The following is a 13,193-nucleotide window of genomic DNA, read 5'->3' on the forward strand; positions in this document are numbered from 1 at the left end:
CGCCGGGCAAACGCCCGGCGGCACGGACGACCAGCAGTAAGGGAACTATGTGAAGCGAAGCAGTCCGCTGTCACCGTTGTTGCTTGGAGCCTGCGGGCTCCTGGCCCTGAATCTCCAACCGGTTGCCCAGGCAGCCGATGATATAGACCCCCACCTGCGCCACATCGGGCCATCGCTGCTACGCGATGCGCCCGCGGCGGTGCCTGCGCGGCCACCGACCGGCATGGCCCCGATCGCCAGTGGCGAGCGCCTGGGCCTGACCGAGGCGGTGTTGCAGGCCGCGCAATGGCACCCCAGCATCGCCGAAGCGATCGGCAACCTGTACAAACAGGGGGAAGGCATCAACGTCGCCCGCGCGGGTTACTACCCGCAGATTTCCGGCGGTATCCGCACCGGTTATGACACCGGCTACGGGGGCGATCGCAACAGCCAGGCCCTCAACCTGTCGCTCAAGCAGATGCTCTACGATTTCGGCAAGGTCGACAGCGCCGTCAACGCGGCGCAGGCCGCCGCCGCGCGGGCCCAGGCCAATATCCTGCTGGTGGTGGACGACCTGGCCCGTGACACTGCCTATGCCTGGATCGAAACCCGCCGCTACGAACAGTTGATGGCCATTGCCCGCGAGCAGATCCGCGGCGTGGGCGACATTGCCGGGATGGCTCGCCAGCGCAGCGACATGGGCGCCAGCACCCGCTCCGACGTGGTACAGGCCGAATCCCGCGTGGAAAGCGCCCGCGCCACCCTGGAGGAATATCAGTCGCAATACGAGCGCTGGCGCTCCACCCTGGCCGCGCTGATGGGCCGCGTGACCCCGCCGGCCCTGGCCGAGCAGTCGCCTGCGGCGTTGAACCAGGCCTGCAAGCGGCCTGCGCAAGGCGATGATCGCCTGCCGGCCGTGCTGATGGCCCTGGCCCAGCGTGCGCAAGGCCAGGCAGAGCTGGCCCAGGCCAAGGCCGAGGCCTACCCGACCGTGTCGCTGCAGCCCCAGGTCAACCATTACCTGGACAACGACTACAACCGCGATAACTCACGCATGGACCGCACCCAGGCGGGCATCTACCTCAACGTCGAGGTACCGATCTACCAAGGCGGTGCGATCAGCGCCCGCAGCCGCGCTGCCAGCCACGCCTTGAGCGCCGCCGACTCCGCCGAAGATGCCGCGCGCCTGCAGGCACGGCGTGGCCTGGCCGAGGCTCAGGCACAAACCTCCGGGCTGGGCCGCCGGCTGAGTTCGCTGGAAGCGCGCCAGGTCAGCATCCAGGAGGCGCGCATGCTCTATGGCCGCCAGTATCTGGACCTGGGCACACGGCCGCTGCTCGACCTGCTCAACGCCGAGCAGGAGATCTACCAATCACGGTTCGAACTTGCCGGCACCCGCTCCGATCTGCTGCGCCTGGATGTCGACTGCCTGTACAACACCGGCGCGCTGCGCGCGGCCTTTGGCCTTGAGGGGCGCAACCTGCAAGGTGTGGAGATCCAGCCATGAGCGATTCGATCAATGTAACCCTGCCCACCCAGCCAGCGGCAGCAGCGCCGGAGGCGGCCCACCGGCCAGACCTGGGGCCGTGGCTGGAGGTGATGCTGCAGGTGGCGCACCACTACCGCCTGGACGTGTCGCCCCAGCGTATTCGCCTGGCGGCGGTGGAGGATGCCCGGCCGCTGGACGAAATTCTTCGCCACATGGCCCGCCAGGCCGGCCTGGCACTGCGCTTCGTGCGCTTCGATGCCAAGGGCCTGCGGCAATGGCGTACACCGCTGGTACTGGAGCTGGACGATGGCCAGTTGGCCGTGGTCGAGGCAGTCACCGAAGAAGATGACCTGGCGGTGGTGTTCGCCGGTGACCAGGGCCTGACCACACGCCTGCCCCGCGACACGCTCAAGGGCCGCATCACCCGGGTTGCGCTGTTGCGCCCGGCGCGGCCGTTGCGCGATGTACGCACCGATGACTACACCGCCCCCTACGACCGCCACTGGTTCGCCCGTATCGTGCTGCGCGACCTGCGCCCCTATGGGCAGGTGATGGTCGCCTCGCTGGTGGCCAACGTGCTGGCGCTGGCCGGGGTGCTGTTTTCGATGCAGGTCTACGACCGTGTGATCCCGGCAGAATCACTGCCCACCTTGTACGTGCTGTTCGGCGGCGTGGTGCTGGCGCTGGTGTTCGACTTCAGCATGCGCCTGCTGCGCCTGAAGGTCACCGACCTGCTCGGCAAGCGCGCCGACCTGCGGGTGAGTGACCTGGTCTATGGCCATGCCTTGCGCCTGCGCAACTCGGTGCGGCCGAAGTCCACCGGTTCGTTCATTTCGCAACTGCGCGAGCTGGAGTCGATCCGCGATTTGATCACCTCCAGTACTGCCACGGCGTTGGCGGACCTGCCATTCTTCCTGCTGTTCTTGTTCGTGTTCTGGCTGATCGGCGGCGTGCTGGTGTTCATTCCGCTGGTGGCGCTGCTGGCCATGCTGCTGCCAGGCCTACTGGCGCAGCGGCGCCTGGCGCGGCTGGCCAACGCCTCGATGCGCGAGTCGGCGCTGCGCAACGCCATGCTGGTGGAAAGCATCCAGGGCCTGGACGAAATCAAGGCGCTGCAGGCCGAAGCACGCTTCGAGCGCCAGTGGAACCAGTACAACGCAGCCTGTGCACACACCAACCTGCGCCTGCGCACGCTCACCAACGGCCTGGTGACCTGGACCCAGAGCGTGCAAGGTGCCGTGTTTGCCGTGGTCATCGTGGTCGGTGCACCGATGGTGATCGCCGGCGACCTCACCACCGGTAGCCTGGTGGCGGCGTCGATGCTGTCGTCGCGAATGATGGCGCCGCTGGCCCAGCTGACCCATGTGCTGACCCGCTGGCAGCAGGCCAAGGTCGCCCTGCAAGGCCTGGACAAACTGATGCAGTCGGCGGTCGACCACCCCGAAGGCGAAGCGCGCGTGCACCTGCCGGCAATCCGCGGTGAATACCGCCTGCGCCAGGCCAACTTCCGCTACAGCGAAGAATCTCCCCCGGTGCTCAACATTGGCCAACTGGATATTCAGCCGGGCGAACGCATTGCAGTGCTCGGCCGCAACGGCGCGGGCAAGTCCACCCTGCTGCAGGCGTTGGGCGGGGCCATGGACCTGGTACAGGGCGAGGTCAGCCTGGACGGCATCGCCCTGGCCCACCTCGACCCTGCCGACCTGCGCCGCGACGTAGGCTTGCTGCCGCAGTACGCGCGGCTGTTCCACGGCACCCTGCGGGAAAACCTGACCCTCGGTGCCGGCCAGGCCAGCGACCAGGAACTGGTGGCCGCGCTGGCTGCCACCGGGGCGCTGGACTTTGTCCGCCGCCTGCCCAAGGGTATGGACCACCTGATCCTCGAAGGCGGCCTGGGCCTGTCTGGCGGCCAGCGCCAGGCACTGGTGCTGTCGCGCCTGTTGGTGCGCCAGCCACAGGTGCTGCTGCTGGATGAACCTACGGCATCGCTGGACGACATGACCGAGCGCAAACTGCTGGATAACCTGGAGCGCTTCTGCCAGGGCCGCACGCTGGTGATCGCTACCCACCGCCTGAGCGTGCTGCAACGGGTGGAGCGCATTGTGGTGCTCGACGGTGGGCGCATCGTCATCGATGACACCCGCGATGCCGCATTGGCCAAACTGCAAGGAGCGCAGGCATGAGCAACCACGAACTCCCGGCGTCCTACCTGGACGGGCAGGACGACCGGGCCGTATTCCGCGCCGGGCGCCTCATCACCCTCAGCGCACTGATGCTGGCCGCGTTCCTGGCCTGGGCCGCCTGGTTCGAGGTGACCGAGGTTTCCACCGGTACCGGCAAGGTCATCCCCAGCTCCCGGGAGCAGGTGATCCAGTCGTTCGAAGGGGGGATCGTCGCGCAGATGAACGTGGCCGAAGGCGACCTGGTCGAGCGCGGCCAGGTACTGGCCCAGTTGGACCCGACCAAGACCGCCTCCAGCGTGGGCGAAAGCGAGGCCAAGTACCGCGCCGCCAAGGCCAGCCAGGCCCGGCTGCAGGCCGAGGTGACCGGCAAACCGCTGGCCTTCCCGGCCAGCCTGCGCGACTCGCCCGAACTGATCGAAGCGGAAACGGCGCTGTACCAGACCCGCCGCCGTGGCCTGGAGCAGACCCTGGCCGGCATCGAGGATTCGCTGCGGCTGGTGCGCAGTGAGCTGAAGATCACCGAAAACCTGGCGAAAATGGGCGCCTCCAGCCGGGTCGAGGTCATCCGCCTGAACCGCCAGCGTTCGGAGCTTGAACTCAAAGCCAACGAGGCCCGGTCCGACTACCTGGTGCGCGCCCGGGAGGAGCTGGCCAAGGCCAGCGCCGAGGCCGACAGCCTGTCAGAGGTAATCCGCGGGCGCAGCGACTCGCTCACCCGCCTGACCCTGCGTTCGCCGGTGCGCGGCATCGTCAAGGACATCGAGGTGAACACCCTGGGCGGCGTGGTACAGCCCGGTGGCCAGGTGATGAAAATCGTGCCGATGGACGAGCGCCTGCTGATCGAAACCCGCATCGCCCCGCGCGACATTGCCTTCATCCACCCGGACCAGGCGGCCAAGGTCAAGATCAGTGCCTATGACTATTCGGTGTATGGCGGGCTGGATGGCAAGGTGGTGGGTATTTCGCCGGATACCTTGCAAGACGAGGTGAAACCGGAAATCTACTACTACCGCGTGTTCATCCGTACCGAGCAGGACAGCCTGAAGAACAAGGCCGGCAAGCACTTCGCGATTGTCCCGGGGATGATTGCCACAGTGGATATCCGCACTGGCGAAAAAACCATACTCGATTACCTGATCAAACCGCTGAACCGGGCCAAGGAGGCCCTGCGCGAGCGCTGATCCACACTGCTGCCAAGCGCTGGCCCTTGTAGGAGCGGCCTCGTGTCGCGAGAGGGCTGCAAAGCAGCCCCTGCAGTTTGTGCATCTGTGCTGAAACCCCGGGGCTGCTTTGCAGCCCTTTCGCGACACGAGGCCGCTCCTACAGGGTTGCTCAGCCTTCTTGATCTGCGGCGGATTGCGCCCTAAAGCCCAGCCTGACCTGGCCGATAACCGGTTATCCCCCCTGTTTCCCACCGAAGGTCACCATGGCCACGCAAAAAGCCCGCGCGGACTCCTTGTCGCTGCTGCTGTTCACCCTGCGCAGCGGCAAGCTGATGGCAATCAACCTGCTCAAGGTCAGCGAGATCATCCCCTGCCCGCCGCTGACCAAGCTGCCCGAGTCGCACCCCCACGTGAAAGGCGTAGCCACCTTGCGTGGCCATTCGTTGTCGGTCATCGACCTGTCCCGTGCCATCGGCGAGCAGCCGCTGGAGGACCCGCAAGGCGGTTGCCTGATCGTCACCGAGATCAGCCGTTCGCGCCAGGGCCTGCACGTGCAGGCCGTAAGCCGCATCGTGCATTGCCTGAGCACCGACATCAAACCGCCGCCCTATGCCTCGGGCAACCGCTCGTTCATCACCGGTGTTACCCGCGTCGACAACTCCTTGGTGCAGGTGCTGGATATCGAGAAGGTCATCCACGGCATTGCCCCGCCTGCGCCAGAGCCAGCGCGCGGCTCAGTAAGCGCAGAAGACGCCAGCCTGCTGGCCGCCACCAATATCCTGGTGGTGGACGACAGCCAGGTGGCCCTGCAGCAGTCGGTGCACACCCTGCGCAACCTGGGCATCGAGTGCCACACCGCGCGCAGCGCCAAGGACGCGATCAATGTGCTGCTGGAACTGCAAGGCACTGCACAGGAGATCAACGTGGTCGTCTCCGATATCGAAATGAGCGAGATGGATGGCTACGCCTTCACCCGAACCCTGCGTGAAACCCCCGACTTCCAGCACCTGTACGTGCTGCTGCACACCTCGCTGGACAGCGCCATGAGCAGCGAGAAGGCAACCCAGGCCGGGGCGAATGCCATCCTCACCAAGTTTTCCTCGCCGGAGCTGACCGATTGTCTGGTGGTGGCAGCACGTGCCGTGGTGTTCGCCGAGCACTGATATATTCAGCGACAAACTCCCCGGCTTGCTGCCGGGGGCAAGTCGGGCATAATTCGGGCCCTCGCAAAAAATTTGCCGGAACCCGCCATGAAGTATCTCAGCTCCATCCTGATCGGCTGCGCCCTTTTCAGCGGTATCGCCCAGGCTTCCAGCAGCCAGGCCTGGAACACGCAGCGCCAGCAGATGCTCAAAGCCTGCCTGGCGGCCAGCCAGTTCAAGGACGCCCACGCCCGCGGCAAGCCCGCCGAATTCGATGACCAGGTAGGCATGAGTGCCTTGCTGGTCGAAGGTGTCTACCCGCAGAAGCACATGCAGCAGCGCACTGGCACCGAGCTGTGCCTGTACGACCGCCAACAGCAGCGTGCCTTCGTCAGCGAATGGAGCCCGCAAGCCAAGTGACCGCCACCTTGCGTTTTGGCTGCACCGGATGCGGCAAGTGCTGCAGCGGCCACCATGTCCCCCTGACCCTGGCCGAGGCAGGCCGCTGGGCACATGACGGCGGTCAGGTGGTTGTGCTGATCGAAGCCTTCGTCACCGATGGCCCGGGCATGCCGGTGGAGCAACGTGAGCATGTGCTGCGCCGGTCGTACCCGGTAGCCTGCGGCAATGGCCAGGCGCGGGTGTCGGTGACCTTTGCCGCGTTCAACCCCGGCCGCTGCCGCAACCTGGACGACAACGACCGCTGCAGCATCTATGAGCAACGGCCGTTGGTTTGCCGCATCTACCCGGTGGAAATCAACCCGCACCTCCCCCTGCGCCCAGAGGCCAAGGACTGCCCGCCAGAAGCCTGGCAGCAGGGGCCTGCGCTGCTTCACGGCACGCAACTGGTGGATGCCGGGCTAGAGGCATTGGTGCAGGCTTCGCGCCAGGCCGACCGTGACGACATTGGCGCCAAGGTGGCGGTGTGCCAGGCACTGGGCATGACCACCAGTGCGCTCAAGGGCAACGGGTTTACCGCCTACCTGCCGGACATGGGCGCGTTTGCCGGGGCGCTGGCGCAGGTGCCGGATGATGACGGTACACAGTGGACCTTGCATGTGGAGGATGAGACGCTGGCGGCGGGCTTGCAGGGGCAGGGTTTGCACACCACCAACGAGCCCCCGGTGTATTACGCCTTTATCGGTTTCTAGCCCTGCAGGTGGTGGGGGCGGGTTCACCCGCGAGGGAGCAGACCGTGCAGCCGGTTATCTGAAACTGACACGGTTGTCAGCCAGCGGTCACGCTGCCGACCCGGTTCGGCGGCTATAAGATGGAATGACTGACCACCCTCCCCATTGGCCAAGGTGCCCGCACCAATGCGACGTCCGTTCCGCTCTGCCTTGCTTGCCGCCTTGGTACTGCTCATCCTGGTAGCAGCGGGAACTTGGTACACCCAGCGCCAGCCTGCCCCCGCCGCCCGCTCGCAAACGGCCATCCCGGTGCGGGTGGTAACCGTCGTCCAACGGGACGTACCCCGCTACGCCAGCGCCATCGGTTCGGTGCTGTCGCTGCACAGCGTCGAGGTGCGCCCGCAGGTCGAGGGGGTACTGACCCAGGTTCTGGTCAAGGAAGGCCAGTGGGTCAAGCAGGGCGACTTGCTCGCCACCCTCGACGACCGCGCCATACAGGCCCAGCTCGACCAGGCGCGCGCCCTGCTCGGCCAAAGCCAGGCGCAGATCCAGGTGGCGGCAGTGGACTTGCGGCGCTACCGCCTGCTCAGCCGCGATAACGGCGTGTCCAGGCAACAGCTCGACCAGCAACAGGCACTGGTCAACCAGTTGCAGGCCACCGTCAAAGGCAACCAGGCAGCCATCGCCAACGCCCAGGTGCAGCTGTCGTATACCCGAATCCGCTCGCCGGTGACTGGCCGGGTGGGCATTCGCAACGTCGACCCGGGCAACCTGGTACGCACCAGCGACACGCAAGGCTTGTTCAGCGTGACGCAGATCGACCCGATCGCCGTCGAGTTCGCCCTGCCCCAGCAAATGCTGCCAACCCTGCAACGCCTGCTCACGGCACCGGCACCTGCGCTGGTGCAGGCGTACATGGACGCTGACGGCGAACGCAGCCTGCTTGGCGAAGGCCACCTGGCGCTGATCGACAACCAGGTTTCCGCCACCACCGGCACCGTGCGGGTCAAAGCCGAATTCGACAACAAGGACGGCCGCCTGTGGCCGGGGCAACTGGTCACCGTCCGCCTGCGCACCGCCCTGCAGGAAAACGCCCTGGTGGTCCCGCCGCCGGTGTTGCAACGTGGGGTGGACGGGCACTTCGTCTACCGCCTGGACGGCGACAAGGTCACCAGCGTGCCGGTCAAGGTGCTGTACCAGGACAGCGAGCTGAACGTTATTGCCGGGGTCGAGCCGGGTGAGCGCCTGGTGCTCGATGGCCAGTCGCGGCTCAAGCCCGGTTCACGGGTAGAGGTCAGCCCCGATGCGCCTACAGCGCCGGCCATGGCAGACCAGCGGAGCCAGCCATGAACACGCGCAACGGTGTTTCGGCCTGGTGCATCGACCACCCCATCGCCACCTTGTTGCTGACCTTCGCCCTGGTGCTGTTGGGCGCCATCGCCTTCCCACGGCTGCCGGTGGCCCCCTTGCCCGAGGCCGATTTCCCCACCATTCAGGTGACCGCGCAACTGCCCGGCGCCAGCCCGGAAACCATGGCCTCGTCGGTGGCAACCCCGCTGGAGGTGCAATTCAGTGCCATCCCCGGCATGACCCAGATGACCAGCAGCAGCGCGCTGGGCTCGACCACCCTGGTGCTGCAGTTCACCCTCGACAAGAACATCGACACGGCCGCGCAGGAAGTGCAGGCGGCGATCAACACCGCTACTGCGCGCCTGCCGCAAGACCTGCCCAACCCGCCCACCTGGCGCAAGGTAAACCCGGCCGACAGCCCGGTGCTGGTGATGACAGTCAGCTCCAGCCAGATGCCCGGCAACGACCTCAGCGACTACGCCGAAACCTTGCTGGCTCGGCAGTTGAGCCAGATCGAAGGGGTCGGCTTGATCAACATCACCGGGCAACTGCGCCCGGCGATCCGCGTGCAGGCGCAGCCGGAAAAACTCGCCGCCATCGGCCTGACCCTGGCCGACCTGCGCCAGGCCATTGCGCAAACCAGCCTGAACCTGGCCAAGGGCGCCCTGTACGGCGAACACAGCGTGTCGACCCTGGCCGCCAACGACCAGCTGTTCCACCCCGAGGACTACGCGCAACTGATCGTCTCGTACCGCAACGGTAGCCCGGTGTACCTGCGCGACGTGGCCACGGTCGTCAGCGGCGCGGAAAACGCCTACGTCAAGGCCTGGTCCGGCGACCAGCCGGGGCTGAACCTGGTGATCTTCCGCCAGCCCGGCGCCAATATCGTCGACACCGTGGACCGGGTCATGGCCGCGCTGCCCAAGCTGCAGGAAATGCTGCCGGCCTCGGTCGAGGTGTCGGTGCTGCAGGACCGCACGCAAACCATCCGCGCCTCGCTGCATGAGGTGGAACTGACCTTGATGATCGCCGTGGCGCTGGTCATCGGGGTGATGGCGCTGTTCCTGCGCCAGTGGTCGGCGACGCTGGTGGTATCCAGCGTACTCGGGGTATCGCTGATCGCCAGTTGCGCACTGATGTACGTGCTGGGCTTCAGCCTGAACAACCTGACCTTGGTGGCCATCGTCATTTCCGTGGGTTTCGTGGTGGACGATGCCATCGTGGTGGTGGAGAACATCCACCGCCACCTGGAAGCCGGCGACGACAGCCGTACCGCAGCGCTCAAGGGTGCAGGGGAAATCGGCTTCACCGTGGTCTCGATCAGCCTGTCGCTGATCGCAGCGTTCATCCCACTGCTGTTCATGGGCGGGGTGGTTGGCCGGCTGTTCAAGGAATTCGCCCTGACCGCCACATCCACCATCCTGATTTCAGTGGTGGTGTCGCTGACCCTGGCGCCGACCTTGTGTGCGCTGTTCATGCACCGCCCACCTGACGGGCACCAGGGCGGTTTCGGCGAACGCCTGGTCAACTGGTACGAGCGGGGCCTGGACCGTGCCCTCGCCCACCAGCGCGTGACGCTGGGCGTGTTCGCAGTGACCCTGGCGCTGGCGATCGTGGGCTACGTGGCCATCCCCAAGGGCTTTTTCCCGCTGCAGGACACCGGCTTCATCCTTGGCACCAGCGAGGCGGCCGCGGATGTGTCGTACCCGTCGATGATCGAGAAACATCAGGCGCTGGCGAAAATCATCGGTGCCGACCCGGCGGTGCGCGCGTTCTCGCATTCGGTGGGCGTTACCGGCAGCAACCAGACCATCGCCAACGGCCGTTTCTGGATTGCCCTCAAGCCCCGTGGCGAGCGGGATGTCTCGGCCAGCGAACTGATCGACCGCCTGCGCCCCAAGCTGGCCCAGGTGCCGGGGATCGTGCTGTACATGCGCGCCGGCCAGGACATCAACCTCAGCTCCGGCCCTTCACGCACCCAGTACCAGTACGTGCTCAAGAGCAACGACGCCGAGGCGCTCAACCTCTGGACCCAGCGCCTGACCGAGCGGCTGCGCAACAACCCGGCGCTGCGCGACCTGTCCAATGACCTGCAACTGGGGGCCAGCGTCACGCGCATCGACATCGACCGCCAGGCCGCCGCCCGTTTCGGCCTGACCACTACAGACGTCGACCAGGCACTGTACGACGCCTTCGGCCAGCGCCAGATCAGCGAGTTCCAGACCGACACCAACCAGTACAAGGTCATTCTGGAACTGGATGCGCGCCAGCGTGGTAAAGCCGAGAGCCTCAACTACTTCTACCTGCGTTCGCCCCTGAGCAATGAAATGGTGCCCCTGGCGGCCGTGGCCCATGTGGCGCCGCCCAGCACCGGGCCGCTGTCGATCAGCCACGACGGCCTGTTCCCGGCCGCCAACCTGTCGTTCAACCTGGCCCCGGGCGTGGCCCTTGGCGATGCGGTGAGCATCCTTGAACGCACCCAGCGCGAGCTGGGCATGCCCGATTCGATCAGCGGCAACTTCCAGGGCGCGGCGCAGGCCTTCCAAAGCTCGCTGGCGAGCCAGCCTTGGCTGATCCTGGCGGCACTGGTGGCGGTGTACATCATTCTCGGCGTGTTGTACGAAAGTTTTGTCCACCCACTGACGATCATCTCCACCCTGCCCTCGGCGGGCCTTGGCGCGTTGATCCTGCTGTGGGCCATGGGCCAGGACTTCAGCATCATGGGGCTGATCGGCATCGTGCTGCTGATCGGCATCGTCAAGAAAAACGGCATCCTGCTGATCGACTTTGCCCTGCAAGCCCAGCGCCAGCAGGGCCTTTCACCGGAGCAGGCGATTCATCAGGCCTGTTTGACGCGGTTCCGGCCGATCATCATGACCACCCTGGCCGCGCTGCTCGGCGCGGTCCCGCTGATGTTCGGCTTTGGCACCGGCGCCGAATTGCGCCAGCCACTGGGCATTGCCGTGGTCGGCGGCCTGCTGGTGAGCCAGGCGCTGACGCTGTTCACCACCCCGGTCATATACTTGGCCCTGGAGCGCCTGTTCCATCGCCGTCAGGCTGCCCGCGCGGCAGCGCCAAGTGCCAGTTAGGACAAGACCATGCGTGTGCTGATCATCGAAGACGAAGAAAAAACCGCCGACTACCTGCATCGCGGCCTCACCGAGCAAGGCTTCAGTGTGGACCTGGCGCGCGATGGCATCGATGGCCTGCACCTGGCACTGGAGGGCGACTATGCCGTCATTGTGCTGGATGTGATGCTGCCCGGGCTGGACGGCTACGGCGTGCTCCGCGCCCTGCGTGCGCGCAAGCAGACCCCGGTGATCATGCTGACCGCCCGTGAGCGGGTCGAAGACCGTGTCCGTGGCCTGCGCGAAGGCGCCGATGACTACCTGGGCAAGCCATTTTCGTTTCTGGAACTGGTGGCCCGGCTACAGGCACTGACCCGCCGCAGTAGCAGCCATGAGCCCCTGCAGGTTCAGGTGGCCGACCTGTGGATCGACCTGATGGCACGCAAGGCCACGCGGGCCGGCCAGCGCCTGGACCTGACCGCCAAAGAGTTCTCGCTGCTCAGCGTGCTGGCCCGCCGGCAGGGGGAAATCCTGTCGAAGACGGCAATTGCCGAACTGGTCTGGGACATCAATTTCGACAGCGACGCCAACGTGGTCGAGGTCGCGATCAAACGCCTGCGGGCCAAGCTCGACGGGCCGTTCGACCAGAAACTGCTGCACACCATTCGAGGCATGGGTTATGTCCTGGAAAACCGTGCGGGGTAACTCCATTGCGCTGCGTTTGTCGGCGTTGTTCATCCTGGTGGCGTTGGCCGTGTTCCTGCTGATCGGCTCGGCCTTGTATCGCCAGGTCGACCGCAGCCTCGACCTGTTGCCGCAAGCCGAGCTGGAGGCGCGCTTCAGCGTGCTCGAATCCACACTCAACCGCTACGGCACGCCCGAGCACTGGGCCAAGATCATCAACAAGCTGAACCTGCTGAGCGAGGAAGACAAGCGCATCCGTTTCTGGGTGGTCGGTAGCGACCCCGGCTATGAATATGGCCAGCCCAGCGCGCGGGTGCGCCAGTTCGCCGAGGGCGCGCAGGGCATGCGCGACCTGCGCCTGCCGGACCACCCCTACCCGTACAAAGTGCTGGTCAGCGAGCTGCCGGCGCTAGGCCAGCGCCCGCCACTGCGGTTCATGATCGGCATCGACACCGAAACCTTCTGGCAGGCCCAGCACAGCCTGCTGCTGGCGATCATCGGGCTGGCGGTACTTGGCGTGCTGCTGGCCTCGGTGTTGGGCTACTGGGTCGCGCGCATCGGCTTGCGCCCTTTGCTGGCGCTTTCCAGGGAGGCCCAGGCACTGGCCCCGCCACGCCTGGACGGGCGCCTGCAAACCCAGGCCCTGGCCCCTGAGCTGGCGCAGTTCGCCAGTGCCTTCAACGCCGCGCTCGACCGGGTCAGCCAGGCCTACTCACGGCTGGAGGCGTTCAATGCCGACGTTGCCCACGAGCTGCGTTCGCCGCTGACCAACCTGATCGGCCAGACCCAGGTGGCGCTGACCCGCGGGCGCAGCGCCGAGCACTACTTCGAAGTGCTGCAATCGAACCTGGAAGAGCTGGAGCGCCTGCGCAGCATCATCAACGACATGCTGTTCCTGGCCAGTGCCGACCAGGGCAGCAAAGCCACTGCCCTGACCCAGGCATCGCTGGCCGAAGAGGTGGCGACCACACTCGACTACCTTGACTACATTCTCGAAGACGCGCA

At 66.0% G+C, this 13,193-nt stretch carries 10 protein-coding genes; all 10 read left to right on the forward strand.

Annotated features, from left to right (window positions below):
- The first annotated feature begins 49 nt into the window (after positions 1-49).
- Complete coding sequence (locus tag B3361_RS06055) at positions 50-1,486, forward strand: TolC family outer membrane protein (RefSeq protein ID WP_286920139.1); 1,437 nt, start codon at positions 50-52, stop codon at positions 1,484-1,486.
- A complete protein-coding gene (locus B3361_RS06060) occupies positions 1,483-3,651 on the forward strand; it encodes a type I secretion system permease/ATPase (RefSeq protein WP_054905373.1) in 2,169 nt (722 codons plus the stop codon). The genes B3361_RS06055 and B3361_RS06060 overlap by 4 nt, the downstream gene beginning before the upstream one ends.
- The gene (locus B3361_RS06065) at positions 3,648-4,832 is read left to right on the forward strand and encodes an HlyD family type I secretion periplasmic adaptor subunit (protein ID WP_029886116.1); all 1,185 of its coding nucleotides are present in this window, start codon (positions 3,648-3,650) and stop codon (positions 4,830-4,832) included. The genes B3361_RS06060 and B3361_RS06065 overlap by 4 nt, the downstream gene beginning before the upstream one ends.
- Positions 4,833-5,077: 245 nt before the next feature.
- Complete coding sequence (locus B3361_RS06070; RefSeq protein WP_029886117.1) at positions 5,078-5,977, forward strand: chemotaxis protein; 900 nt, start codon at positions 5,078-5,080, stop codon at positions 5,975-5,977.
- 87 nt (positions 5,978-6,064) lie between these two features.
- Positions 6,065-6,376: a hypothetical protein gene (locus B3361_RS06075; RefSeq protein WP_009685180.1), complete on the forward strand. Its 312-nt coding sequence runs from the start codon at positions 6,065-6,067 to the stop codon at positions 6,374-6,376.
- Positions 6,373-7,107, forward strand: a complete 735-nt coding sequence (locus B3361_RS06080; RefSeq protein WP_054905374.1) for a YkgJ family cysteine cluster protein — start codon at positions 6,373-6,375, stop codon at positions 7,105-7,107. The genes B3361_RS06075 and B3361_RS06080 overlap by 4 nt, the downstream gene beginning before the upstream one ends.
- A gap of 165 nt (positions 7,108-7,272) precedes the next feature.
- Entirely contained in the window at positions 7,273-8,436 is a 1,164-nt protein-coding gene (locus tag B3361_RS06085; protein ID WP_054905375.1) for an efflux RND transporter periplasmic adaptor subunit, read from the forward strand.
- Positions 8,433-11,525, forward strand: a complete 3,093-nt coding sequence (locus B3361_RS06090) for a multidrug efflux RND transporter permease subunit (RefSeq protein ID WP_054905376.1) — start codon at positions 8,433-8,435, stop codon at positions 11,523-11,525. Before B3361_RS06085 ends, B3361_RS06090 begins: the two co-directional genes overlap by 4 nt.
- 9 nt (positions 11,526-11,534) lie before the next feature.
- Positions 11,535-12,209, forward strand: a complete 675-nt coding sequence (locus tag B3361_RS06095; RefSeq protein ID WP_054881694.1) for a heavy metal response regulator transcription factor — start codon at positions 11,535-11,537, stop codon at positions 12,207-12,209.
- Positions 12,184-13,193, forward strand: a 1,010-nt coding sequence (locus B3361_RS06100; protein WP_286902936.1) for a histidine kinase dimerization/phospho-acceptor domain-containing protein, incomplete at its 3' end; no start/stop codon positions are given. The genes B3361_RS06095 and B3361_RS06100, both read left to right, overlap by 26 nt.

Source organism: Pseudomonas sp. UBA6699 (assembly GCF_002454615.1).
GTDB classification, from domain to species: Bacteria; Pseudomonadota; Gammaproteobacteria; order Pseudomonadales; family Pseudomonadaceae; genus Aquipseudomonas; species Aquipseudomonas juntendi.